Here is a 25,302-nt window from a genome sequence, read left to right as displayed (position 1 = left end):
GGCTCAATCCATTACTCCATATAGACCAGTGGCTCACCACTATGCACGGTCTGACCAGAACGGCAGATAATGGCTTTGACAATGCCATCATCGTCAGCATAGACCGGCAGCTCCATTTTCATGGCCTCGATGATGGCCACCGTGTCGCCTTTTTTCACAATCTGCCCGGCTTCTACAAAAATCTTCCAGATATTGCCGGTCATAGAGGCGTTGAGAGGGACATACTGGCTGTAATCGGTATCATCCTGCAGCACTTCTATTTCTACAGGTGCATCAAACTCGTCTTTCCAGCGCTCTACCTCGGCACTAAAAGCAGCCTGCTGCTGCGCTTTAAAAGCAGCAATACTGTCCTGTTCTGCAGCAAGGAAATCCTGATATGCTGCAAAGTCAAACTCGCATTCCTCAATTTTGATTTCTGCCAGACCATGGGCGAAATCAGCACGGAACTGATCCAGTTCGGCCTCAGTGACCTCATAATATTTAATCTGGTCAAAAAAGCGTAAGAACCATTGCTGATCGCCAAACTGCTTGTTCTTTTTAAACTTATTCCAGATCGGTACGGTACGGCCAATCAACTGATAGCCACCCGGTGAGTCCATGCCATAAATACACATATACATGCCACCAATCCCGACTGTACCTTCAGCGGTAAAAGTACGGGCCGGATTATATTTGGAACTCAGTAAACGGTGGCGCGGATCAATGGGCACTGCACAAGGTGCAGTCAGATATACATCACCTAGCCCTAAAATCAGATAATTGGCATTAAAAATGATGTCCTTGACCTGCTGGCGGTGACTTAAACCATTAATCCGCTGAATAAAATCAATATTATTCGGAAGCCAGGGGGCTGTGGCACAGACGCTTTCCTGATAACGTTCCACCGCACCTAGAGTCGCTGAGTCCTCAAAGGCCATGGGTAAATGGATAATTCTTGAAGGTATTTTAATGTCACGTAAATCACCCATCTGTTCTTCAAGACCAAGTAGGAAGTAAATAAGTTGTTGTTGGCTCAAACGCAGACCATCATATTTAATTTGCAGGGACCGCACACCAGGTGACAATTCCAGGATACCGTCAAGCTCAGCTTCACGGATCAGTTGCATCAAGCGGTGTACGCGCAGGCGCAGGGCCAAATCCAGTACGTTGTCACCATATTCCAGTAAGATATAACTGTCACCTGCCTGACGATATACAGCTTTTGGTGCATCTGGCGTAGCTTCACGCAATGCTAGGATACTTTCTGCCTGAACTGCAACAACTTCAGCCTCGTGGGTCATCTCTGCCTTGGCAAAGTTTTGGAGGGTTTCAATTTGCTGCCGCTCCAGCGCATTAGCCTGTTCTACCGAGATTGGATAGAAGCTAATTGTGTCATCGGCTTTCAGTTGACCAATTTTCCAGAGTTCAGCTTTGGCAATGGTCACCGGACAAACGAAACCACCCAGGCTCGGACCATCTTTGGCAAGAATTACGGGGAAATCACCGGTAAAGTTAATCGCACCAATGGCATATTCACAGTCATGTACATTGGATGGATGTAATCCTGCTTCACCACCATTTTCACGCGCCCAGCTTGGCGTCGGTCCGGTTAAACGGATACCCAACCGGTTCGAGTTAAAATGCACTTTCCAGCTCGATGCAAAAAACTCCTCAATATATTCAGCTTTAAAGAAACCAGGAGCACCATGCGGACCATAGAGCACACCAATTTCCCATTCCTTGCCATAACTTGGAATCAGATCTGTTGCCAAAACTTCAGGTTCTGCAATCGCTAAAGGTAGACCATCGGCCGGCAGCTCAGGATTCACCATCTTAATCATGTCACCAGCCCGTAACACTCGGCCTGCATGTCCACCAAAATTACCTAAAGCAAAGGTAGAACGGCTACCCAGATATTCCGGCACATTCAGACCATTTCGTACAGCCAGGTAGGTCCGGCATCCAGATTCAACCTGTCCGATTTTTAGGGTTTGTCCTGCTTTTACCTGAATAGGCTGCCAGAAATTTACGGCGTCCTCATCCAAAGTTACTGGACAAGGTGCGCCAGTTAAAGCAATGATATTGTCTGCATGAAACTTGAGGGTCGGACCTTGCAGGGTAAATTCAAACCCGGCGGCGGCCTCGGCATTCCCGACAATCTTATTGGCCAGCCGGAAGGCATAATCATCCATTGGGCCTGAAGGCGGTACACCAATATCCCAATACCCGACGCGACCCGGATAATCCTGAATTGAACTTTGTGTACCCGGCTGAATCACCTCAATCACATTCGGCACATATTTGAAATCATCCAGCATGCGTGTCCAGATCTGCATTTGCTCAAAACGCGGATCTGAAATAACAGTATGCACATAATCCAGATTGGTACTAATGCCATTGAGGCGAGTTTCAGCCAAAGCCGATTTAAGCGTACGAATAGCAGTATCACGATCTTCAGCATGCACAATAATCTTGGCAATCATCGGGTCAAAGTATTGGGAAATTTCAGTTCCGGTACTCACCCAGGTATCAACCCGGACATTTTCCGGAAAAAAGACATCGGTCAAAATCCCTGGACTCGGCTGGAAATTCTTAACTGGATCTTCGGCATAGATGCGTACTTCAATCGCTGCACCTTGAGGCTGAATACTGCTTAGATGCTTCCAATCCAGAGTATCACCTGCTGCAACTTTCAACATGCATTCAATCAGGTCTAAACCGGTCACCATTTCAGTCACCGGATGCTCCACCTGCAAACGGGTATTCACTTCAAGGAAATAAAACTCGTCACGTGCTGCATCGTAAATAAACTCAACCGTACCGGCACTGCGATATTCCACCGATTTGCCCAGTTCAACTGCCGCCTGATACAATTTTTGACGGGTTGCTTCAGGTAACTGTGCCGCTGGTGTTTCTTCCACAACCTTCTGATTACGGCGCTGCAGTGAACAGTCGCGTTCGCCCAAAGCCACTACCTGTCCCTGTCCATCTCCAAAAATCTGAACTTCGACATGACGGGCCCGACCGATAAAGCACTCTAAAAATACTCCGGCATCTTTAAAGAACTGTTCGCCCAGACGTTTTACACTTTCATAGGCCTCCTGAAGTGCTTCTGCATTATCACAACGGGTCAAGCCAATTCCGCCACCGCCTGCTGTGCTTTTAAGCATAACCGGATAGCCAATTTTTTCAGCTTCAGTTAAGGCTTCATCCAGACTATTTAGCAGACCTGTACCGGGAGTCATGGGTACATTGACAGCTGCGGCAAGTTCACGCGCCCTGTGTTTTAAGCCGAATTCCAGAATCTGCTCCGGTGTTGGCCCCATGAAAGCAATATTATTTGCTTCGCAGGCACGGGCAAAGTCAGCACTTTCTGACAGAAAACCATAACCTGGGAAAATTGCTTCGGCCCCGGTATTCTTGGCTGCGGCAATCAGCTTTTCAATACTTAAATAGGTATCACTCGGTTTGGTACCTTCTAAGGACACTGCAATATCTGCATCAATCACATGCTGTGCATAACGGTCCGTTTCTGAATAGACGGCTATACTGGTTATACCCATTTTTTTTAATGTGCGAATGGCACGAACAGCAATTTCGCCGCGATTTGCAATCAGTACAGTTTTAAACATGTGAATCCCCTTTTATTCTCTCTATTTTTTGAATCTGCTGAATGGGTCTATTTCGTTGTTTTCTGATTCAGCTGCTGTATATAAAGCCGCTATCGACTATGTTCGCTGCTCTGTGTCGTAGCCTTTGATACATACCGTCCGCAAATACAGCTTTTTTAAATGCATCGTTTTTTGCTTGAAGAGGTGCAGCATTCGCAACCGGAATCCAGACAAGTTCACCCACCTCAACATGGGTAGTGCGTTGAGCAAGATGATTCAGTTGAAGATGTTTTGGCTGATCGGCATCGCGCCATTTTCGGACTGTCCAGCCGATCATTTTCTGATGAAGCATTCTGTATCCATTCTTGTATCCAAGTTTGAATACAGTTATGCAGAACTTATGCCAGTTTAATTTTCTATATTATTTTCAATATTTTAATAAAATTTAAGATGTATAAATTAGGGAGAATTTCGTTAGATGATTGTTTTTGGTTCAGGCTGTTTTCAATTCAGTGCAAAAATTATTCTGGAACTCATATTGCATGATCTGCATTATTTCAACTTTTGCAATACTCATATAAAAGCCCATCTGTTGATGAGCTTCTAAGTGAACTATTTTATTTGTAGCTTAGGACAGTCATAAAAATTGAGTGTATTAAATATCCGAATTGAAAGGTTGAATCAGTGTGCATTTGTCATTGCGGTGATTCATTACTTCACAGGAATCATTAAGTGCTGATAAGGCGTCCCAGACCACATGACATAGGGCACAGCGGTATCCGGTTGCGTATGCTTAGGATACATATCATAGAAACGAGCTTCAGCACCGACGATCATGACATGGGGACCCGTTTTGACCCAATGATTGCCCGCAGTAGGCTTCTTGGCATAGGGATCGACATTACTGGCATCCGTACCACCTGCCAGCATATACATAAAGCCTACTTTCCCGACTGTGGGCGGTTTATGTCCCATCCAGGCCTCTGCCCATTCTAGAGCGGCCTGATCCATACACATTGGGTCTGGACCTGGCGTAGTCGGATTATCAGGCATACAGGTAAACCCATTATTGCCCTTGCGCAAGGTACGCATTTTGCCATCTGCACCGACAGCGACAATCGTGGCCGCAGCGGCTACTTTTTTAGGTGCGGCAGTCATGGCACTTGCAATGGCTTTCTTATCGGCGGCAGAGGAAGCTGCACCTGAGCTAGCTTTGCCCGACATGGGCGGTTCAACGGCTAAAGCGGCAGGTGCAGACAGGGCGACCCATCCCGCCATAAACAGTAATTGAGGAAAATTCATGGCACATTCTCCTTGAATCATCATGAAGAAATTGGATTTAGGTTCAAATCAAGTTGGATTGATCTGAAATTTTTGTAACGGATCCTTATAGAGTTGAGGGATAATTTAAGTTGATAAAAAGAAAGGAGAAGATTTAACTATTGCAGTGAAATTGCGCTACACAGCAATATCAACTCGAATGAAAGACAATATCTTTGGCGCTTAACCATGAAATGCCGCTTCGATCACGGAGATGTCAATTTTTTTCATGGTCATCATCGCATTAAATGCGCGCTTGGCCGCAGCGCGGTCAAGACTGTTACAGGCGTTGATGAGGACCACTGGCGTAATCTGCCAGGAAATGCCCCACTTGTCTTTACACCATCCACACTCACTTTCCTGACCACCATTGCCAATAATGGCATTCCAGTAACGGTCTGTTTCTTCTTGGTCTTCAGTCGCCACCTGAAATGAAAATGCTTCATTGTGTTGAAAGTCAGGGCCACCATTCAGTCCAATGCAGGCAACGCCCATCACCGTAAATTCAACGGTGATAACATCGCCTTCTTTTCCGGAGGGATAATCTCCGGGTGCAAGATTGATCGCGCCAACTGAGGAGTCTGGAAAGGTTTCTGCATAAAATCGTGCTGCACCTTCGGCATCGTCATCGTACCAAAGGCAGATGGTGTTCTTCGCAATATTCATCATGTTCAATCTCCATTGATTTAGGTCTTACACGCTCTGCCTAAGCACAATGTGTTTCATATATCAGTCGAGAATAGTCATATGATCCCTTGTCTATCTTTCACCAAAAAACAGAATAAACCTACTTTAGAATTGTATTTTTATTGATCGAAAGCTGTTTCAAAGTGCTTAAACTGATGCGTTTCCAGAGTTTGTCACTGAACGATGGATTGCTTGGAAAATCGTGAATCAAAGAAAATGAATTGACCGTTTCGAGATATTAAAAAAATTAGTGATATAAATACTTTTTCAGTTTTTGAACTTTGAGACTGCTGGCAAAATTAGCCGAATTTAAATAACCAGATATGGAATAATATAAAATTGCAGCTCATAATTATTTTTTACTTTTCCAGAATTCCCACTTAGACTAGAGCACAATTTTGTTGCATATGCTTTTTGCCCTATGACCATTCAGGAATTAAGAAGATACCTTCGTAAAACGCGTCGTCATCTCTCTAAATTTGAGCAAAGGCAGTCCGCACAAAAAGTCTTAAACCGCCTGATCCGCAGTCCAGAATTTATTCATGCCCAACGTATTGGCCTGTATTTGCATGCTTTTGGGGAGATTCAGACCCAATCGATTATTGAACGCTGTTTTAAACTGGGCAAACAGGTGTATCTACCAGCGATTTGCGACATGAATCAGCAGCTGGTCTGGATTCGGATCACCCAGCACCAATACCATAACAAGCGCTTTGCCCATCATCGGCTGGGTATGCGAGAGCCCATGAGCACCCGTGGTGTACATGTTTCCAAACTGGATTTATTGCTCATGCCACTATTGGCCTGTGATACTTCGGGCACACGGATTGGTATGGGCGGCGGTTTTTATGATCGTACCTTGGCTTCTGCACCTGGGCGTCCATTCCGTCTGGGGCTGGCGCATGACTTTCAACTGCTGGCACAGCCGTTAAAACGTGAAACATGGGATCAGCCCCTTGATGCTTTAATCACCCCGACAGTTTTTATAAAGTTCAAACGTTAATTTTGCAATTTTATCCTTGCTAACTACTTTAAAATCACATAATTAGTCATTTTTCATACAATTTAATCTTAACTGCCCTTGTATTTTTAAAATTACCCATCACTATTAAAAGCATGGCAACACCGTTGTCACTCATTAGGAGTGCTCATGTCTGAAATTATTATGAATCAAGAAACCTTAGAGCCTCAGGTTCCAAGTGTACTACCCCTTTTGGCGCTGCGTGATGTGGTGGTTTATCCGCATATGCAAATTGCGCTGTTTGTCGGTCGTGAAAAATCGATCAATGCAGTTGATGTGGCTCGTAACAGTGACAATCTAGTATTTGTAGTTGCGCAAAAAGATTCGCTTACAGAAGAAATTGATCACGACAATTTATATCAATACGGTACTGTCGCGAAGATTGTGCAAGTTGTGAATCACGAAAATGATGAAAACTGTATTAAAGTCCTGATCGAAGGCCTGCACCGTGCCAAGCTGAAAACCATCATTGACGAAACTGAGTATCTGACAGCAGAGCATGAACTCAGCCCAATGACGGTGAGCGTCGATGCAGACACCCAAGCTGTGCGCTTGCAGGAATTACGTGCGCTTTTCGCTCAATATGCAGAAGCGAAACTTCGTAATGCGCGTGAACTGATCACCGCAGCCAACAAAATTGAAGATCTATTACAGTTATTGTTCTTCGTCGCAACCCGTGTTCCATTAAATATTGATGTCAAACAGAAATTCCTGGAACATGACGAATTCGAAGCACATTTGACTGAGCTGATGACTTATCTATTGCAACAGTCTGAAGAACAACAGATCGAGCAAACCCTGCATGATTCTGTTAAACGTCAGATGGAAAAGAACCAGCGCGAATACTTCCTGAATGAAAAAATGAAAGTCATTCAGCGCGAGCTTTCTGATATGAACGGCGGCGCGGAAGATGATGTCGCTGAAATTGAAAAACGTCTTGCTGAAGCAGATTTGCCTGAGCATGTACGTAAAAAAGCAGAAGCTGAATTCCGTAAATTAAAAGCGATGCAGCCTGCTTCGAGCGAAGCTGCTGTGGTACGCAACTATCTGGAAGTGATTCTGGATACACCGTGGAATAAAGCCAGCAAAGTCAGCATTAACCTGAACAAAGCACAGGAAATTCTGGATGCAGACCACTATGGTCTGGACGATGTCAAAGATCGCATTGTGGAATATCTGGCAGTTCAGTCACGCGTGAAAAAATTGCGTGGTCCGATTCTGTGTCTGGTTGGTCCTCCAGGTGTGGGTAAAACTTCACTCGGTGAATCGATTGCCAAGGCGACTGGTCGTGAGTTCGTGCGTATGGCGCTGGGCGGCGTACGTGACGAAGCCGAAATTCGCGGTCACCGTCGTACCTATATCGGTGCGATGCCAGGTAAAATTGTGCAGTCATTGACTAAAGTGGGCGTAAAAAACCCGTTATTCTTGCTCGATGAAATCGACAAGATGGCGCAAGACTACCGTGGCGATCCGGCTTCTGCGATGCTTGAGGTACTTGATCCATCACAGAACAACAAGTTCAGCGATCACTATCTGGATCTTGATCTGGACCTGTCTGAAGTAATGTTTATCTGTACCGCAAACAGCATGAACATTCCTGAGGCCCTGCTAGACCGTATGGAAGTGATTCGTCTTCCGGGTTATACCGAAGAAGAGAAAGTCAATATTGCGGACCGCTACCTTGTTCCTAAAGCCATCAAGAACAATGGTCTACGTGCCAAAGAGTTGACCGTGCATGAAGAAGCAATTCGTGACATCGTGCGTCGTTATACGCGTGAAGCCGGTGTACGTAACCTTGAACGTGAAGTGTCAAAAATTGCACGTAAAGTGGTAAAAGAAGCGGTTAGCAAGAAAGCTAAAAATCTTCAGGTTGAAGTGACAGCAGGAAATCTTCCAGATTACTTGGGTCCACATAAATTTGACTATGGAATGGCGGAAGAAGAAGCACAAATCGGCCGTGTAAATGGTCTGGCTTGGACTTCTGTCGGTGGTGAATTACTAACTATTGAAGTTGCAGCAGTCCCAGGTAAAGGCAAGTTCATTACCACCGGTTCTCTTGGCGATGTCATGAAAGAATCGATTACCGCTGCGATGACTGTAGTGCGTACCCGTGCGGATGAACTCGGCATCGAAGCCTCGCGCTTTGAAGAAACCGACGTGCATGTGCATTTACCTGAAGGCGCAACACCGAAAGATGGTCCATCAGCAGGTTTGGCTTTGACTACAGCATTAGTATCTGCTTTCACAGGTATCCCGATTCGTCCGGATATCGCGATGACAGGTGAAACCAGTCTGGGCGGCCGTGCATTGCGTATCGGTGGTTTGAAAGAAAAACTGCTTGCAGCCCATCGTGGTGGCATCAAGTTGGTGTTCATTCCACAGGAAAACGTACGTGACCTGGCGGAAATTCCAGAAAATGTCAAAGAAGGTCTAGAGATTAAAGCAGTAAAATCGATTGATGAGATTTTACCGCTGGCATTGACTTCTTTGCCAAAAGCTCTGGTTAAAGCACCGATTGTGAAAACCAAAGAAGAAGCGAAAGCAGCGCGTCATTAAGACCTGATGCTTCGTATAAAAAACCCTGCTTCGGCAGGGTTTTTTATTGAGTTATTAAATAAAGCAATTGAGTTATGGCTGTAGTGCCATATCAACCAGCCCATCCACCACATGAGTCATCTTGTTCAGATCAAGCTTGTCTAAAGTATCCAATTCGGTATTGTAATAAGGATTACGATAACTCGCAGTATCGGTAATCAGCATGGTCGAATAGTTGAATTTGGCATAATTCAGATAACCAGAAAAATTCATATCCTGAGCAAAACTTGGGCTGACAAAACGCTGACACTCCAGACGGTTAAAACGCTGCATAGCAGCACAATAATCTCCAGTCAGGCCAGTCGATGCTAAATGCCCGATCGTTGCAATGAAATTACCATGTCGTGGATAAATCCATTTTAATCCGACGGGATAGCTCTGCACCTGATGTTCATCAAAATAGCCAATCGAATCCAGAATCACCACGCCCTTAATTTTCTGCTTCTGCTTTTTTAAAGATTTGGCATGCATATAACTACCCATATGTTCTGTCTTGAAAAAAGGCGGCTCTTCAAGGGTATAGAAAGCAAATTCGACATCATGTTTGAGCTTGGCTTTTTGCAGGGCCAGTAATCTTGCGGTTTCAAGTAAACCCGCTACTCCTGAGGCATTATTATCAGCACCGTTTCGGGTACTAAAGACATCATAATGCGCTCCCATCACCATTTTGGTTTTGGCTTTAGTATCCAAGCTACAGATGACATTTCGGTAACTCAGGTTATTGACTACATAAACCTGAAACTGGCATGGGATGCCAAAGCGCTGCATCTGCCCTTTAATCCAGGCAGACACCCGGTTCAGCTCTTTCAGATTTTTATAATTTCGGTATTCATCGACACTCATGATCTGGCTAAAAAATAATTCCAGATGAGAGACCTGAGCATTTTTGCTCGAATTGGCTGCACAGAGACTAGGCCCCATGAGGCCTATCAGTAACAGCAGCACAGTACAACATCCTTTTATCATGACACTGTTCCGCATTTATTATTATTCCATTCCTTTATCAAGCGGATACTTGAACTACGGACATTAAAGCAACACTAAATCTCTCATTTCAATTTCAATTTGTTTCCCTGCTCAACTTCATGTTGTTTGATCGTTATAATGAGGTATCCAATTATTGATCTGTCTGTATGAAAATCCGTATCCTGACCATTGGTCAAAAAATGCCAGCGTGGGTGCTGACTGGTTTTGAAGATTATTTCAAACGTATTCAGCCTTTTGTACAGACCCAGATTATTGAACTGCCGATGGCCAAGCGCGGGAAAAATGATTCTGAAGCGGATATTCTGAAATACCGTAATATTGAGGGCGACAGTATTTTAAATGCGCTCAAGCAGAATGAAACCCTGATTGCGCTTGAAGTGGGCGGACGTGAATTCAGTACCGAAAAACTGGCTGAAACCATGAAAGGCTGGATGCTGGAAGGCAATGATGTAGCACTTGCGATTGGCGGGCCGGATGGTCACTCAGAAGCCGTGCGTAAAGCTGCTGCATGGCACTGGTCACTTTCCAAGTTAACCCTGCCGCATCCACTGGTACGTGTCATGCTGATCGAGCAGCTTTATCGTGCCATGAGCATCAATAACAACCATCCTTATCATCGGGCAGGCTAATGATTTTGCTGAAGCGTTCTTTATATGCAACGTTTTGTTGAATAATATCTCCTGCTCTTATTTCTATTTTTCATGCATTATTGAGGCATCTTTCCAGATGTGGTTTGACTTATGAACTTACAAACGTTGCCCGGCTTATTTATTTCTCATGGCTCTCCTATGCTGGCGCTGAATCCTGAGCAAGTGGGTCCTGCCTTGCATCGTTTGAGCGAAAATCTGCCACGCCCAGAAGCGATTATTGTGATGTCTGCGCATTGGGAAAGTGATGCGTTGGAAGTCAGTAGCGCAATTCGCCCAGAAACCTGGCATGATTTTCGTGGTTTCCCGCCTGAACTTTATCAATTACGCTACCCTGCACCGGGAAATCCTGAATTGGCCGAGAAAGTCTTAGGCTTGCTGGCCAATGCCGGCTTTTCTGCACATGCCAACAGTACTCGTCCGCGTGATCATGGGGTATGGATGCCGCTGCTACATATGTATCCAGATGCCAACATTCCCGTGGTAGAAATTTCCTTACCCATGTCGATGAGTGCGGATGAGATTTATCAGATTGGTCAAAGCCTGGCACCTTTACGTGAACAACAAATCCTGCTGATTGGTTCGGGCAGTATTACCCATAACTTACGGGAACTGTCTTGGGATGGAACGGCTGCTGATGTACCCGAATGGGCTTCTGGCTTTCGTAATTTTGTGGTGCATAAACTGACACATAGTGATTATGACGCCGTACTGGACTGGTCCAATATTCCGCATATGGCGCGGAATCATCCAACACTAGAACATTTTGCTCCAATTTTCTTTGCGATGGGCACAGGTCAGCGTTTTAGTCTGGTACATAGCAGTTTCACCATGGGTTCACTCGGCATGGATATTTATCGCTTCGATTAATCTTGCTTTAGCGCTAAAATCTTAATGATGGATACATTTTTCAACTTAAAGCTGCGAAATGTATCCATATTTTTTTGCAATACATCCATTATTATTGTTTGAACTTTATATACTTCATTATAAGTCCATGAAATTAAAATTTATTGTGCTGGCATTATTGCCTTTAACTTTTGCAGCCTGTCAGTCCAGCGATATTCAACGAGCTGGAGATCGTGCGGTGGCCATCATCCAACAAAAAAATGCAGATCAGATTCTTCCAGCCTATCATTGGGAACTGAATCGTGGACTAGAACGACCAATCGTACTCAGTTTTGATGCTCAAGGCCGGCTGAGCGCCGTGACGGGCTGTAATGGACTCGGGACGACCTGGTCAGTCAAAAACAATATCATCACCACCAGCGAAGTTATAGGCACTGAAATGGCCTGTGATGCAGCATTGATGGAGCAGGAACGTTTTGTCAGCCAACTTTTACAGAAGCGTGACATTCCTTTTACGCTCAATACCACAGATCCTGACAAGCCGACCCTGACGTTGATGGCCGCAAATGGTCAAACCTATGAATTTATCGGGAAAATGACTCCGGAAACCAAATACCAAGGTCAGGCTGAAACAATTTTTCTGGAAATTGCTCCTGACACTAAACCCTGTACCGGCGTGGTCCAACAAAGTTGCTTGCAAGTCAAAGAAGTGAAATATGATCAGAATGGCCTGAAAACTCAGGTGGATAAGGACTGGACTTTATTCTATGACCAGATCGAAGGTTTTCAGCATTCACAGAATGAGCGGCAGATTATTCGGGTCAAACGTTTTGAAATTAAGCATCCGGCAGCTGATCAATCGAAATATGCCTATATTTTTGATATGGCGGTTGAGCGTGAAATAGTTAAGGGTGCTCTTTAAGGCTAAAAATACCAGATATAAAAAAACCGGGGCAACAGCCCCGGTTTTTTCAGCTTAGACTAAGTCAGACTTAGAATACGCCTTGAGCAAGCATTGCATCAGCAACTTTTACGAAGCCAGCAATGTTCGCACCGTCAACATAGTTCACAGTACCGTCTTCTTTAGTACCGAATTTCACACAGTTACGGTGAATTTCTTTCATGATTGCGTGTAAACGCTCATCAACTTCTTCGAAAGTCCAGCCTAAACGCAATGCGTTTTGAGACATTTCCAGACCAGAAGTTGCCACACCACCTGCATTTGATGCTTTACCTGGCGCATAAAGAATTTTCGCTTCAACGAATTTCTCAACCGCTTCAAGCGTAGAAGGCATGTTCGCACCTTCAGCCACACAGATTACACCGTTTGCAAGAAGCTGAGCAGCGTCGTCTGCATCAAGTTCGTTTTGAGTCGCACATGGCAATGCGATATCACACTTGATACCCCAAGGACGTTGTCCTTCAAGATATTCGAAACCATGTTTAGACGCGAATTCTGAAATACGGCCACGTTTTACATTTTTAAGTTCCATGACTTCAGCAAGAAGCGCCTCAGTGAAACCGTCTTTAACGTGAACTGTACCGGCAGAGTCAGAAAGTGAAACCACTTTCGCACCGAGGTACATTGCTTTTTCAGCAGCATATTGCGCAACGTTACCAGAACCTGAAATCGCAACGACTTTATCTTTGAAGCTTTCGCCACGAGACTTAAGCATTTCCTCAGCGAAATACACAGTACCGTAACCCGTTGCTTCCGGACGTGCCAATGAACCACCGAAAGTTAAACCTTTACCAGTGAATACACATGCCGTATCGTTACTTAATTTTTTCATCATGCCGGCCATGTAGCCCACTTCACGACCGCCTACACCAATATCACCTGCAGGGATATCTGTGTTCGCACCAAGGTGACGATACAGCTCGATCATTAAAGCCTGACAGAAACGCATGATTTCGCCTTCTGATTTGCCTTTAGGGTCAAAATCAGAACCGCCTTTACCGCCACCCATAGGAAGTGTGGTTAAAGCATTTTTAAATGTTTGCTCAAAGCCTAAGAATTTTAGGATTGAAAGATTCACTGAAGGGTGGAAACGCATACCACCTTTAAATGGACCGATCGCTGAGTTGTACTGTACGCGGAACGCACGGTTTACTTGAGTCTGACCTTGGTCATCTACCCAAGAAACTCGGAACTGGATCGCACGTTCTGGCTCAACTAGACGTTCTAGTAAACCATGTGCTGCGTATTGTGGGTTCTTTTCAATGAACGGCCACAAACTGGTCATCACTTCTTCTACAGCTTGAAGAAATTCTGGTTGATGTGCATCACGTGATTTTACGTAATCTAGGAACTCATTAAGTGTGTTGTATTTCAACGCTTAATCCTCAGCAGAAAATGGATCAAAATTGGTCAAATTTACAATCAATGTTAAATTTTGGCGCAAAATATTAAATATCTTTTGTAACTAATCTACAATACTTTTTTTGAAAATACTTTAAAATTAATTTGATAACAAATATTTATATTGATTATGAAAATTTTTTCTATGTCAGGAAATGCCAATCGAATCAAGGCTTACATTCAGATTTATGCCTAATAATAAGGCACAAGTTGACCCTTAATTGCGCACGACTTAGGAGTTTAAAAATATGTTAAAATTGATGAATCGACATATTTTGTTTCACTTACTCTCTCATGCTTGCCATGAGTAACGCTGGTTATACATGAATTCGCCCATTTCTCTGGTCCAATCGATTGACGCTTTACTCCCTCAAACCCAATGTGGACTCTGCGGTCACCGTGATGGATGTTTACCTTATGCCCAGTCGATTGCTGAGGGGGAAAATGCCAATAAATGTGTGCCGGGCGGACAGCCTGTTGCCGATGCTTTGGCTGCATTATTAAATCGTCCTAAACTTCAAGCTGAAGAAAGTGTCTGGCCAGTTCAAGCCGATGGTCGACCTCAGCGCATCAAAGCCGTAATTCGTGAAGATGAATGTATTGGCTGTACCAAATGTATTAGCGCCTGCCCAGTCGATGCGATTATTGGTTCTGGTAAACTGATGCATACCATTCTGACCGACCTCTGTACCGGCTGTGAACTATGTATCCCGCCCTGTCCGGTAGACTGCATCGATTTGGTTGAAGATCAACAACCTTTGCCGACTGAAGTACAGCGCATTGCGGAACAGGATGATTTACGTCAGCGTTACTATGCGCACATCCAGCGTGAAGAAAAACGGCGTAGCGATCGTAAGGGGCCTGTGGTCCGTGCAGAAATTGATACGGCCCTGTTTGCCCGTTTCTCTGCGTTAAATGAGCAACTTCCCGTGATTGAAGTGGTGAACAAGCCAGCGAATGCGCCTGTAGCCCTCGATTCCAAGACCACGATTGAACTGGCAAAACTACGTACCCAAATTAAAAAACTGGAAAAACAGCTTTCGGTTCGTGAAGATGCTCGAAAACGTACCCAACTGGAAGAACTGACACAGCAATTACAGGCTTTACAGGGATAGAACATGACCACAGCAAAGGCCAAGCCCGTTAAAAACATGACCAAAAAGCAGATTCAGACCTTTTTTGAACGCCTGCGTGAACAGCGGCCTAACCCAAAAACTGAGCTGAATTATTCCAATCCCTTTGAATTACTGGTCGCGGTCACGCTCTCTGCTCAAGCTACCGATGTCAGCGTCAACAAAGCCACAGACAAACTCTTTCCAGTCGCCAATACACCGGAAGCCATTTATGCGCTAGGTGTGGACGGCTTGAAGGAATATATCAAGACCATTGGTTTATATAACTCGAAAGCGGTCAACGTGATTAAAGCCTGCGAGATGCTGATTCAGAAGCACAACAGCATCGTACCGGATAATCGTGCGGATCTTGAAGCCCTGCCGGGTGTAGGTCGTAAAACGGCGAATGTGGTACTGAATACGGCCTTTGGTCAGCCGACCATGGCGGTTGATACCCATATTTTCCGGGTAGGTAATCGTACCGGACTAGCGGTTGGCAAAAATGTGTTGGAAGTTGAACACCGTCTGGTCAAAGTCATTCCCAAGGAATTTATCATTGATTCACATCACTGGCTGATTTTACACGGTCGTTATACGTGTATTGCGCGCAAACCGAAATGTCATGAATGTGTAGTATCCGATGTGTGTAACTGGCCGGATCGGTTTGAATTTGGTGCAGCCCGCCAAATTGCAGTGAAAAATATTGAGCTTGCTGAATAGAACGGCGTGATCAAGCTGGGATAAAAATAGGTGACCAATGTGTCACCTTTTTATCGACTATGAGAAGAGTGCTTTTCGTTCAAACCAAATTCTTAGCTGAGCTGAACTATTATGGATTATTTATCCTGATCTTGTTCAGCCTTTTCCTGCTGCTTGCGCTGTTCAAGTTCGGCTTGTAATTTTGGATGGAGCTGGCGCTCAGGTCGCTTTGCTGCATTTTCAGCACGTTCTTCCTGACGTACTTTGTTGAGCATTTTAAAACTGAAATAGAACAGACCTACCAATACTGCCAGAAAGACTACCATCAACACCAATACGCCAAATTTCATAGCAACAAGTACCCTGTTCAAATACGCAATAAAAAAGAGCCCTAATATGACTTAGGGCTCTCCGATTGTCAAAATCATCGTCAGCCGATTATTTTGCCTGATCCAGAATCGCGAAAAGATCAGTTTGAACTTCATCGATTGGACGTAAACCATTTAGCTTGTCATAAGTTGGTGCATTTTCACCAGACGCTGCACGGCCTTGGTAGAAACCAACCAGTTGCTCGGTTTCAGTATGGTAAGAACCTAGACGCTTACGAATGGTTGCTTCCTGGTCATCAGGACGTTGAACCAGATCTTCACCCGTTTCGTCATCTTTACCTTCCACTTTTGGCGGGTTGTAAACGATGTGATAGACACGGCCAGATGCAGGATGCTGACGACGGCCAGAAAGACGTTGTACGATTTCTTCATCTGGTACATCAATTTCAATCACGTGATCAATTGCAATGCCTTCTTTTTCCAAGGCTTCTGCTTGAGGAATGGTACGCGGGAAACCATCAAAAATGCAGCCGTTTACACAGTCAGGTTGCGCAATGCGCTCTTTCACCAGACCAATGATCAACTCATCAGAAACCAAACCGCCATTGTCCATGACACTTTTAGCTTGTAGACCTAATTCAGTTCCTTCACGAATTGCAGCACGGAGCATATCACCGGTTGAAATTTGTGGGATATTGTAGCGCTTACAGATCAACTGAGCTTGTGTACCTTTACCTGCTCCAGGTGGTCCGAGTAAGATAATGCGCATATATAAACATCCTCATTTAAACAATATGTATGACGCCACGACCACAATCACCCGATTGTGTCCCCCGACATCTCATTATAAGAAAGCCACAAACAAATGGATTAAACCCGCGACAAAACCGGTTACCCCACCCAATAAAATCAGAATCCATTCATCTTCCTGAAATGCAGGACGTAAAAGATTCTGAAACTCCTTCGGAGTCAACTCACGTATGCGGTCTCTAAACATTTGATAGATTTTCTGTGCACGGCTCGCATTAAATGCTGGGTCGCATACAGGTACCATCGTAATTTCAATCGAGCGATCGATCAAGTCCGTCTTGAGTTTTGCATACTCTTTTGGTCCTAAAGACAGCTGTAAAGAGGTCCGAACCAGGGGTGTTTCCATAATTTCATTAATATGACGTTTGATAATGCGGCGGGTTTTGTCTTTTCTGCCGCCATACATCATCTCGGTCATGATCGATTTTAACGTAATCAGGTCTTCTGTGACTACACTTGCGAAGACGTCAGAGACTTCATCCTGACGTTTCATAAATGCGCCTTGTATGTTATAGGTGCCGATACGAGGAATCACCGGCTTAATCCACGGAAACTTGCGATTTGTGGTACGGGCAAAGAATTGCGGGTACTTTACTGGGTGTGGATAGAGTGGGTTGAATACCATCCAGATCGCGATCCAGTTGGTCAAAAAGCCCCAGATCGCAGCCCAGAACGGTACAGTCCAGTGCCACGGCACTACAAACCAGACAATCATCTGGAAAATCCCAAAGAACATCCCGATGAGGGCACTGATATGCCAGATAAAATTGATCTCTTTTTGACCCACCTTCAGGAACATACGCACCATCAAGCGACGGTCGCCTTCCATCTGGCTCACTACCATTTCACGCATATCTACAAGTGACTCGACGTTCATGGTCAGCTCAGTCACTAATTCACGCAAAATTGCCGGCATTTGTTTTTGTGCTTGTGCATAAATTCTGCGTTTGATGGCAAAAGGCAGGTTTTCCCAGAGCACCGCATTGCGATCCATCATGACTTCATCAATCAGATGTTCCAGTTCGAAACCGACCTGCTCGCCAATGATGCGTGCCATATCATCCGGATCCATCGCCTGTAAAAATTCGCGGATAGAGCCTAATTTTGACAGTGTGTTATCGGTAATAATGCCTGAAATACGTCCAGCTTTGCGTGGCACAATCCCTTGCCAGCCCACAGGTAATGGCCCGAGATGGAAACCCCAAAAATTGATCGGATAAAAGACCATTTTCAGCGCCATCCAGACGTGAGCCCAGGTTACAAATGCAGTCACTGGAATAATGCTGAGCACAGCCCAAAAATCCGGGCGGTTTACAAAGGTTTGCCACAACTCGTTGACGTACTCAAGCATGCATAACTTCCATATTTAATTTTTTGTTCACAGAATACACATATTAATAAGGTCGAATATTTTGTCTATAAACCGATACTTAAAGTATAGGAAAATTGTAGCCGGGGTTCTGTTTCAGCCACAGCACGACCATTTCGGTCTTCGAGTTTCTCTCCGGCACCGATCCCGATACTAAAACTGCTGATCCGTTCTGAACTAAGCAAAACATAGGCCAAATCAACGCCAGCACCTAAACGGCCTTCATACTCGCCATCAACCTGTTTGCTGTCGATATGACCGGCATAAACCCCGACATAATAACCATTTTTGTCTTTGCCGGTGAGATGTGCAGGATAACGAAAGCCTGCCTGACCGCCAATCGTACGATCATCATCCAGAAAAACACCACCTTTCACATAAGCAATCCCATAAGGGTTCACCCATTCGGTATTTAAATGCAGTAATTTCTGGGTAAAACCAACACCCACATTAAAGGCTTTTGCCTGAGCAGGCTCTATTTTGGTTGCAGTATTATTAATCTGATCATGTGCATAAGCCCCGTTCGCCCACAATGCAAACGCTAACAAAGGGTAAACCTTGTTCATTCCTTCACCATCTTCCTTAATTATAGTTTTTGGTATAGTCCTATTTTTATTAGATTTTACTCTAGCAGAATTATCACAACTCTTATATACAGCACTTTACAATTTTAATGTCTGCAAAGTCAAAGCTTAAAGGAACTGATTGTAAGGGCAGTTTTTCATTATCAAATCAAGTGCAGTTGCGTTAGAATACTCCACTTTGATTCTTTTCTACCACTCTCAGGTCTTAAGTCGATCGCGTATGAAGCAGCACTTTCCTTTAAAAAACGCACAACAAGAAAAGCGCATCTATCGCAGTCGAGTCTTGATTTCCATGGGGATTGTCATTTTCTTTATGCTGCTGCTGGTCAGCCGCTATGCCTATTTGCAACTGTTTAACTTTGAAAGCTTTACTACAGCTTCTGATGAGAACCGGATTCGTCTACAACCTTTGCCGCCAGCGCGTGGTTATATTTATGACCGTAACGGCGTGTTGCTGGCCGATAACTATCCAGTATTTACTGCCACTTTAAGTCGTGCTGACGTACAGGATATCGATCAAACGCTCGAACGCCTGAAACCGATTCTGGAATTGACCGAAGAAGATCTTGAACGCTTTCAAACCCGGATTAAAACAGCACGTAAAACCGAACGGGTTTCAATCAAGCTCAACCTGAATGAAAATGATATTGCCCGTTTCAGTGAAGTGAAATATCAATTTCCGGGCGTGAATATTGAAACCCAGATGACCCGCTACTATCCGCATGGTGACCTGTTCGCACATGTGATTGGTTATGTCGGTCGTATTAATGACAAAGAACTTAAAGCCATTGATAAGGATCTTTATGCCGGAACCAACCTGATCGGGAAAATCGGGGTAGAAAAATCCTATGAAGAGCTTTTGCATGGTGTGCCAGGAAATGAGTCGGTAGAAGCAGATGCCTTTGGTAATGTGCTGCGTCATTTGGGCCGTAAAGATCCGGTACGTGGTAATGATCTGTTCCTGTCACTGGATTACGGCTTGCAGGTAGTCGCTTCGGAGCAACTGGCCGGGCGTCGTGGCGCGATTGTGGCGATGAATCCCAAAACCGGGGAAATTCTGGCGCTGGTCTCCAGTCCAAGTTTTAACCCTAACCTGTTTGTGACCGGGATCAGCACCAAAGATTATTCGTTCCTGCGTGATAACCTTGATCAACCTTTATATAACCGTGCCGTGCAAGGGGTTTATCCGCCTGGCTCTACTATTAAACCAATGTTTGCACTCGGTGGTCTGCATCATGGTTTGGTGGACTGGGATACCACTATTTCTGATCCGGGTTATTTCAGCCTGCCGGGAGACAGTCACCGTTTCCGTGACCATAAAAAATCCGGGCATGGCGCAGTGAATATGCATAAGGCCCAAGTCGTCTCCTGTGATACTTATTTCTATGTCATGTCCTACCGCATGGGTATTGAAAAAATGAATACCTGGATGCGTCAGTTTGGCTTTGGGGAAAAAACCGGCGTGGACTTACCAAGTGAAAGCTCAGGACTGTATCCAAACCCGGAATGGAAAATGCGTACCCGCAAGGCCAAATGGTCACGTGGTGAAACCATTTCTGTCAGTATTGGTCAGGGTGCTTTTACTTCAACGCCATTGCAGCTGGCTATGGCCACAGCCATTACCGCCAACCATGGCAATAAAGTCATTCCCCATGTTCTGCGCGAAAGTCGCGGTGCCAAACCGTTCAAGGTGCATAATGGCACGCATGGCAAGATCGATTTTAATGGTCAGGAAGAAGACTGGATCAAAATGCGTGATGCGATGGTGGACGTAATTCAATCCGGTACAGGCCGAGGCATCAAAAGCGGCTTACAATATTCTATTGCCGGAAAAACCGGTACGGCACAGGTAAAAAGTATTGCTCAGGGCAAGCGCTATAATGAATCCTTATTGACTGACCGTCAGCTGGATCATGGCCTGTTTGTCGGTTTTGCACCTGCTGAAAATCCTGAAATCGCGATTGCAGTTATTCTGGAAAATGGTCGCGGTGGTAGTGCCGCAACGGCTCTGGCCCGTCCAATTTTTGATTACTGGTTACTGCATAAAGATAAAAATCCGGTACGCCCACAAGGCCACCAATTAAGTGGTGGTCTGATGACGGCCGGAATCAAGCCAGCTGAATTGCCAAGTGGTGCAGGCATGTTGAGTCAGGATGCAGCATCTAGTGCCGTTCCAGCCAGTGACCAGCCCGACAATGCTGCTCCGACTTCTGCAAATACGGCTGCATCTCCCGCAGCAACACCTGCTCCGACACCGGTAGAGCGAGATTAAAGATGAAAAACCAGCTTCGAATTATTGGTGGTGACTGGAAACGCCGCCAACTGCCTTTTGCCAGCATTGAGGGTTTGCGCCCGACGCCTGACCGTGTTCGGGAAACACTGTTTAATTGGCTGATGTGGGATGTACAAAATGCCCAGGTGTTGGATATTTGTGCCGGTTCTGGGGCATTGGCGTTTGAGGCATTATCGCGTGGTGCTGCATCAGTGGTGATGATTGAGCCGGATCGTACTCAGGCACAATTTCTGACCCAAAATCTGGAACTTTTAAAAGTCACCAAAGCACGTGCACAATTAAAAGTGGCTACGGCGCAGCAAGCTTTGTCTACCCTTCAGGCACAGTTTGATCTGGTTTTTCTAGATCCGCCATATAGCCTGGATTTATGGGAAGAACTAGCGCTAAAGGCAGATCCTCTGATCAAGGACAATGCCTATATTTATGTAGAAGCAGATCGTGATTTACAATTACTTAAATTACCGTCCTTATGGCGTTTAATTAAAAATACCAAAGCCGGTACAGTTCGTGCGGGGCTTTATCAAAAAAGTATTTCTTGATTTAAATTGTTTTGAAGAGCCATTAAAAAAGGATTCCTCAGTGGAATCCTTTTTTGTCATTGTAGTCAGTCAAATTTAAAGACTGTGATTAACGATCACGGCGCCAGTCGCGGTTATCTCGGTCACGTTTCCAATCCCGATGATCTTTATGGTCCTTATTTTTCCAGTCATGATTTCTGTGGTCTCGATCATAATGTCCATTACGATCTCTGTTGCCACGATAATCATCATCCCAAGGATCAACCACACAACCGGTTAATGACACGGCCAATACAGAAAGTAATATCACTTTTTTCATCATGTCCATCACCTCTTACTGCACTCTGTCAGTATCAGGCGAGTTCATGGAGAGTGAACGGAGCCATTGTTGCACTCTTGTAGAGATTTATGCATGTTTTATGCATGGCCGTAAACCTCTTTTTTCTTAATTAGCATTCATGCTTTTATGAGAATTTGAACTTTCATTTGCATAAATCCAGCTAAATGGAAGCTTGGCTTTTGTTTAAATCTTGAGAATACTGCTGCCTTTGCTTATGACCTGATCTTTATGACTTGGCTGTTATTTATTCTTGGTGCAATGGTCGCAGGTTTTGTCCAGGGGCTGACCGGCTTTGCCTTTGCCCTGATCGCCATGTCTTTCTGGGTCTGGGTGCTGCCTCCGCAACTGGCCGCGCCCTTGCTGGTATTTGCCTCGATCTGGAGTCATGTGATTTCACTCAGTCAGGAAAAAAAGCAGCTAGTTTTATCCAGGCAGTTGGTGCTGCCTTATCTGATTGCTGGTCTGATTGGCGTGCCGCTGGGTACTTATCTGTTGCAGATCATTCAAGCAGATACCTTTAAGATGATCTTGGGATTTTTTCTGGTACTGTGGTGTCCGGTGATGCTATTCAATCCGCAATTCAAAACAATTCAGCATTCAGGAAAATTGACTGATAGCTGCATCGGTTTTATTGGCGGAATTTTAGGAGGACTGGGCGGTTTTTGCGGTGCGATTCCTTCGGCCTGGGTGATGTTAAAACAATTACCCAAAGCCCAGCAGCGCTATATTTTACGGCACTTTAATTTTGCAATTCAAGTCTTCACGCTGGGTACGTATCTATGGCAAGGCCTGATCAATCAAAGCCATTTACCCTATCTGGCATTGCTGATTGTTTTTGTGAGTATTCCGGCAATTTTAGGCGCAAAACTATTTTATAAAATTTCGGAATTACTGTTCAAACGCATGATCTTAAGTTTACTCTTTAGTGCAGGCTGTTTTCTATTAGCGTCCCAATTCATTTAAACACAAGATCAAGCCGAGTCTGTCTTCCCCGCTAAAGCTTGAATCCGGTTAAATAACTGCTATGTTAAGGCCAATCTTTGTAAATATAGATCATCATTATGCAGATTCGTGATCAGATTGTTCTTGTTACTGGTGGTGCACGTGGTTTGGGTTTAGCCATTACTCAGGCTTTACTGGCTGAGGGCGCGCGCGTGGTCGTCAATTATCATAGCAGTCAGCAGCAAGCTGAACAGCTGGCCCAGCAGTATCCTGAACAAGTATTTATTTATCAGGCAGATGTCACTCAAACTGATCAGGTCCGCGCTTTATTTGCTGCAGCTAAAACCCATTTCGGGGAAGCGATTCATGCTGTAATCAATAACGCACTGATTCAATTTGAATTTAATGGTGATGCACGCCCTAAAGTAGAAACGCTGACTTGGGATATGTTGCAACGGCAATTTAGCGGTGCAGTACAGGCTGCCTTAAATACTACACAAGCCGCACTGGATGATATGAAACAGGCAGGGTTTGGCCGGATCGTGAATATTGGTACAAACCTGGTGCAAAATCCGGTGGTTCCTTATCATGACTATACCACCGCCAAAGCTGCATTATTGGCCTTTACCCGCACCACGGCGCAGGACTTGGGACAATATGGCATCAATGTGAATATGCTCTCTGGTGGCCTGTTACAAACTACGGATGCCAGTAAGGCCACACCTGACATTGTCTTTGACCTGATTGCTCAATCGACGCCTTTACGCCGCGTAATTACACCAGAAGAATTTGCTGCTGCAATCCTGATGTTTTTGTCACCTTATTCACGTGCCGTCACAGGACAAAACCTGATTGTAGATGATGGCTTGGTCAAAGGTTAAATGATTAGAGAATGGACTTGAATTTTCAAATTCTGTTGTTCTATTTTTTAACCATTTGGTAGATTAAAAAGGTTTTGTGACCGGGTTTTACTTCTACAATAGTGCGCTCCCATAAAACCTTTAGTCTACTTTCCATGAAATTTATCACGACATTGCTCAGTACCTTGCTACTAGCAGGTTGTATGTCCAGCTATTTGAAGAAGTCCGAACAATTACTGCAAAATTTCCATTGTGCCAAGGTAGATACCGCCCAAATGCCACATAGCAGTATGACCGACTATTATCAGCAGATGTTGTATAGCAGCAAATCCAAAGTCGAATCTTATATCAAACAGTATCATCAGGGTGAAGAGTTATTTGACCTGCCATTGCATGAAGTAGTAGAACAGCAATATGATCTGTATAAAGATGCCTGCCAAAATCTGGGTGGAATTTTGCCCGCTTCTGAACATGCATCTTAAGTCTGTCAATCTTCATGATTATTAGGCAATAAAAAAGCAGGAGAATTTTCCTGCTTTTTCAATTCAGTTTTAATTCTGATAATAACGCTGATCTACACTAAAGCATTCAGGGAATTTTGGCTGAATCTCTGCATAAAATGCCATGATTTCCGCCATATCTTTTTCATAATCCCCTGTCGGATAAACGATTTTACCTACGCCAGTTTTCTTCTTGGCATAGTCCATATAGGCCAATGCAATCGGCACACCTGCATTAATCGCTACATGATAAAAACCTGTCTTCCACTGTTCCTGCTTTGCACGCGTTGCTTCTGGCGTGACCAGCATGACCAGTTTAGGATGAGTCTTGAATAAGTCTGTCATCAGCTGAACCATGCTCGGACGAGGCTCACCCGGCTGTTTAGGACGGCGATCAATCCCGATACCGCCCATAGCACGCACAAAAGGCCCAAATGGCAATTTCATGTAACTATCTTTAATGGTTAAGCGAACATTTACGCCCAATGCTTTTAAGGCCAGTCGCGCATACAATGCATCCCAATTACTGGTATGAGGAGCAGCAATCATGACACATTGGTCTAAATCTAGGGGCCAATGGTTATCAATTTCCCAACCCATCAGGTTCAGGCTTTGTTCTGCTAACTTCTCAAACACGTCACGCACCAATTCTATTCAAAATTGCGCGAATTTTAGCAACCTAGACAAATATAGATAGTGTTCTATGAGCAATAAATAAACAATTAATCTATATTTGTATAGGGTGTGTTGACACTTTTAGCTTAAAAAAATAGCGAAGTAGTAAAATCAAATCGCCAAACCCAATTTTACTATTCGCTATGCCTCGTACCATGCTGACAGATCAACACTGGCAAAAGTTGAAAGTTATTCTGCGTAATTTATCCATTC

At 44.6% G+C, this 25,302-nt stretch carries 24 protein-coding genes; 12 read left to right on the top strand and 12 right to left on the bottom strand.

From position 1 onward, the window contains the following. Positions 1 to 11: 11 nt before the first annotated feature. The 4 genes from uca to FTV42_RS04795 all read right to left on the bottom strand — a co-directional run bounded on the left by uca (position 12) and on the right by FTV42_RS04795 (position 5,576). Entirely contained in the window at positions 12 to 3,611 is a 3,600-nt protein-coding gene (gene uca / locus FTV42_RS04810) for an urea carboxylase (protein WP_180037745.1), read from the bottom strand. A 67-nt stretch (positions 3,612 to 3,678) separates the two neighbouring features. After that, a complete protein-coding gene (locus FTV42_RS04805; protein ID WP_071850615.1) occupies positions 3,679 to 3,942 on the bottom strand; it encodes a hypothetical protein in 264 nt (87 codons plus the stop codon). A 359-nt stretch (positions 3,943 to 4,301) separates the two neighbouring features. Beyond that, a complete protein-coding gene (locus FTV42_RS04800) occupies positions 4,302 to 4,892 on the bottom strand; it encodes a hypothetical protein (protein ID WP_071850614.1) in 591 nt (196 codons plus the stop codon). Between the two features lie 201 nt (positions 4,893 to 5,093). Further along, positions 5,094 to 5,576, bottom strand: a complete 483-nt coding sequence (locus FTV42_RS04795; RefSeq protein WP_171260763.1) for a VOC family protein — start codon at positions 5,574 to 5,576, stop codon at positions 5,094 to 5,096. A gap of 442 nt (positions 5,577 to 6,018) precedes the next feature. Between FTV42_RS04795 and FTV42_RS04790 the strand changes: the two genes are divergently transcribed. Both FTV42_RS04790 and lon read left to right on the top strand, forming a co-directional pair. Beyond that, on the top strand, positions 6,019 to 6,600 hold the full coding sequence (locus tag FTV42_RS04790; RefSeq protein ID WP_180037743.1) for a 5-formyltetrahydrofolate cyclo-ligase: 582 nt from the start codon (positions 6,019 to 6,021) through the stop codon (positions 6,598 to 6,600). A gap of 147 nt (positions 6,601 to 6,747) precedes the next feature. Then, entirely contained in the window at positions 6,748 to 9,174 is a 2,427-nt protein-coding gene (lon, locus tag FTV42_RS04785) for an endopeptidase La (RefSeq protein ID WP_005246925.1), read from the top strand. A gap of 72 nt (positions 9,175 to 9,246) precedes the next feature. On the opposite strand, the gene FTV42_RS04780 is transcribed toward lon, so the two are convergent. Further along, positions 9,247 to 10,179 (bottom strand): M28 family peptidase, encoded by a 933-nt coding sequence (locus FTV42_RS04780; RefSeq protein WP_180037741.1) that lies wholly within the window; start codon positions 10,177 to 10,179, stop codon positions 9,247 to 9,249. Positions 10,180 to 10,346: 167 nt separating this feature from the next. Here FTV42_RS04780 and rlmH point away from each other — a divergent pair, with 167 nt between their 5' ends. The 3 genes from rlmH (at position 10,347) to FTV42_RS04765 (ending at position 12,618) form a co-directional block, all read left to right on the top strand. Continuing rightward, positions 10,347 to 10,829: a 23S rRNA (pseudouridine(1915)-N(3))-methyltransferase RlmH gene (gene rlmH, locus FTV42_RS04775; RefSeq protein ID WP_004646335.1), complete on the top strand. Its 483-nt coding sequence runs from the start codon at positions 10,347 to 10,349 to the stop codon at positions 10,827 to 10,829. Between the two features lie 111 nt (positions 10,830 to 10,940). After that, a complete protein-coding gene (locus FTV42_RS04770; protein WP_180037738.1) occupies positions 10,941 to 11,717 on the top strand; it encodes a class III extradiol ring-cleavage dioxygenase in 777 nt (258 codons plus the stop codon). 127 nt (positions 11,718 to 11,844) lie between these two features. Further along, positions 11,845 to 12,618 carry an META and DUF4377 domain-containing protein gene (locus FTV42_RS04765; protein WP_218946917.1) on the top strand — a complete coding sequence of 258 codons (774 nt, stop codon included), beginning with the start codon at positions 11,845 to 11,847 and terminating at the stop codon, positions 12,616 to 12,618. A 70-nt stretch (positions 12,619 to 12,688) separates the two neighbouring features. On the opposite strand, the gene gdhA is transcribed toward FTV42_RS04765, so the two are convergent. After that, positions 12,689 to 14,032, bottom strand: coding sequence for an NADP-specific glutamate dehydrogenase (gdhA, locus tag FTV42_RS04760; RefSeq protein ID WP_004646331.1), 1,344 nt, complete (start codon positions 14,030 to 14,032; stop codon positions 12,689 to 12,691). Between the two features lie 349 nt (positions 14,033 to 14,381). On the opposite strand from gdhA, the gene FTV42_RS04755 reads away from it, so the two are divergent. After that, complete coding sequence (locus tag FTV42_RS04755; RefSeq protein WP_180037734.1) at positions 14,382 to 15,173, top strand: RnfABCDGE type electron transport complex subunit B; 792 nt, start codon at positions 14,382 to 14,384, stop codon at positions 15,171 to 15,173. 3 nt (positions 15,174 to 15,176) lie between these two features. Next, positions 15,177 to 15,890: an endonuclease III gene (nth, locus tag FTV42_RS04750; protein WP_005246932.1), complete on the top strand. Its 714-nt coding sequence runs from the start codon at positions 15,177 to 15,179 to the stop codon at positions 15,888 to 15,890. Between the two features lie 116 nt (positions 15,891 to 16,006). On the opposite strand, the gene FTV42_RS04745 is transcribed toward nth, so the two are convergent. The 4 genes from FTV42_RS04745 to FTV42_RS04730 form a co-directional block, all read right to left on the bottom strand. Then, positions 16,007 to 16,219, bottom strand: a complete 213-nt coding sequence (locus FTV42_RS04745) for a hypothetical protein (protein ID WP_004279489.1) — start codon at positions 16,217 to 16,219, stop codon at positions 16,007 to 16,009. An 88-nt stretch (positions 16,220 to 16,307) separates the two neighbouring features. Continuing rightward, the gene (gene adk / locus FTV42_RS04740; RefSeq protein WP_004279488.1) at positions 16,308 to 16,967 is read right to left on the bottom strand and encodes an adenylate kinase; all 660 of its coding nucleotides are present in this window, start codon (positions 16,965 to 16,967) and stop codon (positions 16,308 to 16,310) included. 75 nt (positions 16,968 to 17,042) lie between these two features. Further along, complete coding sequence (locus tag FTV42_RS04735) at positions 17,043 to 18,359, bottom strand: membrane protein (RefSeq protein WP_004279487.1); 1,317 nt, start codon at positions 18,357 to 18,359, stop codon at positions 17,043 to 17,045. A gap of 65 nt (positions 18,360 to 18,424) precedes the next feature. Next, a complete protein-coding gene (locus tag FTV42_RS04730; RefSeq protein ID WP_004279486.1) occupies positions 18,425 to 18,943 on the bottom strand; it encodes a hypothetical protein in 519 nt (172 codons plus the stop codon). 238 nt (positions 18,944 to 19,181) lie between these two features. Between FTV42_RS04730 and mrdA the strand changes: the two genes are divergently transcribed. Further along, positions 19,182 to 21,233 carry a penicillin-binding protein 2 gene (gene mrdA, locus FTV42_RS04725; RefSeq protein WP_004279485.1) on the top strand — a complete coding sequence of 684 codons (2,052 nt, stop codon included), beginning with the start codon at positions 19,182 to 19,184 and terminating at the stop codon, positions 21,231 to 21,233. Between the two features lie 2 nt (positions 21,234 to 21,235). After that, on the top strand, positions 21,236 to 21,793 hold the full coding sequence (gene rsmD / locus FTV42_RS04720) for a 16S rRNA (guanine(966)-N(2))-methyltransferase RsmD (RefSeq protein WP_180037732.1): 558 nt from the start codon (positions 21,236 to 21,238) through the stop codon (positions 21,791 to 21,793). A gap of 88 nt (positions 21,794 to 21,881) precedes the next feature. On the opposite strand, the gene FTV42_RS04715 is transcribed toward rsmD, so the two are convergent. Further along, entirely contained in the window at positions 21,882 to 22,094 is a 213-nt protein-coding gene (locus FTV42_RS04715) for a hypothetical protein (RefSeq protein ID WP_004646324.1), read from the bottom strand. A gap of 246 nt (positions 22,095 to 22,340) precedes the next feature. On the opposite strand from FTV42_RS04715, the gene FTV42_RS04710 reads away from it, so the two are divergent. The 3 genes from FTV42_RS04710 to FTV42_RS04700 all read left to right on the top strand — a co-directional run bounded on the left by FTV42_RS04710 (position 22,341) and on the right by FTV42_RS04700 (position 24,396). Beyond that, positions 22,341 to 23,075 (top strand): sulfite exporter TauE/SafE family protein, encoded by a 735-nt coding sequence (locus FTV42_RS04710; RefSeq protein ID WP_180037730.1) that lies wholly within the window; start codon positions 22,341 to 22,343, stop codon positions 23,073 to 23,075. 98 nt (positions 23,076 to 23,173) lie between these two features. Further along, a complete protein-coding gene (locus FTV42_RS04705) occupies positions 23,174 to 23,935 on the top strand; it encodes a 3-oxoacyl-ACP reductase (protein WP_180037728.1) in 762 nt (253 codons plus the stop codon). A 134-nt stretch (positions 23,936 to 24,069) separates the two neighbouring features. Further along, the gene (locus FTV42_RS04700) at positions 24,070 to 24,396 is read left to right on the top strand and encodes a hypothetical protein (protein WP_180037726.1); all 327 of its coding nucleotides are present in this window, start codon (positions 24,070 to 24,072) and stop codon (positions 24,394 to 24,396) included. 69 nt (positions 24,397 to 24,465) lie between these two features. Here the strand turns inward: FTV42_RS04700 and FTV42_RS04695 are convergent, their stop codons facing one another. Then, entirely contained in the window at positions 24,466 to 25,014 is a 549-nt protein-coding gene (locus FTV42_RS04695) for a 1-acyl-sn-glycerol-3-phosphate acyltransferase (protein WP_005246937.1), read from the bottom strand. Positions 25,015 to 25,302 lie beyond the last annotated feature (288 nt).

The sequence above is a fragment of the Acinetobacter sp. YH16052 genome (assembly GCF_013417155.1).
Classification (GTDB): domain Bacteria; phylum Pseudomonadota; class Gammaproteobacteria; order Pseudomonadales; family Moraxellaceae; genus Acinetobacter.
Note: the sequence above shows the minus strand (reverse complement) of the source record. Positions and strands in the feature narration are given on the sequence as shown.

What these genes read in the sequence shown, in the direction of transcription:
- uca (WP_180037745.1), bottom strand. Translation starts at nt 3,611, where the DNA reads ATGTTTAAAACTGTACTGATTGCAAATCGCGGCGAAATTGCTGTTCGT.
- FTV42_RS04805 (WP_071850615.1), bottom strand. Translation starts at nt 3,942, where the DNA reads ATGCTTCATCAGAAAATGATCGGCTGGACAGTCCGAAAATGGCGCGAT.
- FTV42_RS04800 (WP_071850614.1), bottom strand. Translation starts at nt 4,892, where the DNA reads ATGAATTTTCCTCAATTACTGTTTATGGCGGGATGGGTCGCCCTGTCT.
- FTV42_RS04795 (WP_171260763.1), bottom strand. Translation starts at nt 5,576, where the DNA reads ATGAATATTGCGAAGAACACCATCTGCCTTTGGTACGATGACGATGCC.
- FTV42_RS04790 (WP_180037743.1), top strand. Translation starts at nt 6,019, where the DNA reads ATGACCATTCAGGAATTAAGAAGATACCTTCGTAAAACGCGTCGTCAT.
- lon (WP_005246925.1), top strand. Translation starts at nt 6,748, where the DNA reads ATGTCTGAAATTATTATGAATCAAGAAACCTTAGAGCCTCAGGTTCCA.
- FTV42_RS04780 (WP_180037741.1), bottom strand. Translation starts at nt 10,179, where the DNA reads ATGATAAAAGGATGTTGTACTGTGCTGCTGTTACTGATAGGCCTCATG.
- rlmH (WP_004646335.1), top strand. Translation starts at nt 10,347, where the DNA reads ATGAAAATCCGTATCCTGACCATTGGTCAAAAAATGCCAGCGTGGGTG.
- FTV42_RS04770 (WP_180037738.1), top strand. Translation starts at nt 10,941, where the DNA reads ATGAACTTACAAACGTTGCCCGGCTTATTTATTTCTCATGGCTCTCCT.
- FTV42_RS04765 (WP_218946917.1), top strand. Translation starts at nt 11,845, where the DNA reads ATGAAATTAAAATTTATTGTGCTGGCATTATTGCCTTTAACTTTTGCA.
- FTV42_RS04755 (WP_180037734.1), top strand. Translation starts at nt 14,382, where the DNA reads ATGAATTCGCCCATTTCTCTGGTCCAATCGATTGACGCTTTACTCCCT.
- nth (WP_005246932.1), top strand. Translation starts at nt 15,177, where the DNA reads ATGACCACAGCAAAGGCCAAGCCCGTTAAAAACATGACCAAAAAGCAG.
- FTV42_RS04745 (WP_004279489.1), bottom strand. Translation starts at nt 16,219, where the DNA reads ATGAAATTTGGCGTATTGGTGTTGATGGTAGTCTTTCTGGCAGTATTG.
- adk (WP_004279488.1), bottom strand. Translation starts at nt 16,967, where the DNA reads ATGCGCATTATCTTACTCGGACCACCTGGAGCAGGTAAAGGTACACAA.
- FTV42_RS04735 (WP_004279487.1), bottom strand. Translation starts at nt 18,359, where the DNA reads ATGCTTGAGTACGTCAACGAGTTGTGGCAAACCTTTGTAAACCGCCCG.
- FTV42_RS04730 (WP_004279486.1), bottom strand. Translation starts at nt 18,943, where the DNA reads ATGAACAAGGTTTACCCTTTGTTAGCGTTTGCATTGTGGGCGAACGGG.
- mrdA (WP_004279485.1), top strand. Translation starts at nt 19,182, where the DNA reads ATGAAGCAGCACTTTCCTTTAAAAAACGCACAACAAGAAAAGCGCATC.
- rsmD (WP_180037732.1), top strand. Translation starts at nt 21,236, where the DNA reads ATGAAAAACCAGCTTCGAATTATTGGTGGTGACTGGAAACGCCGCCAA.
- FTV42_RS04715 (WP_004646324.1), bottom strand. Translation starts at nt 22,094, where the DNA reads ATGATGAAAAAAGTGATATTACTTTCTGTATTGGCCGTGTCATTAACC.
- FTV42_RS04710 (WP_180037730.1), top strand. Translation starts at nt 22,341, where the DNA reads ATGACTTGGCTGTTATTTATTCTTGGTGCAATGGTCGCAGGTTTTGTC.
- FTV42_RS04705 (WP_180037728.1), top strand. Translation starts at nt 23,174, where the DNA reads ATGCAGATTCGTGATCAGATTGTTCTTGTTACTGGTGGTGCACGTGGT.
- FTV42_RS04700 (WP_180037726.1), top strand. Translation starts at nt 24,070, where the DNA reads ATGAAATTTATCACGACATTGCTCAGTACCTTGCTACTAGCAGGTTGT.
- FTV42_RS04695 (WP_005246937.1), bottom strand. Translation starts at nt 25,014, where the DNA reads ATGGGTTGGGAAATTGATAACCATTGGCCCCTAGATTTAGACCAATGT.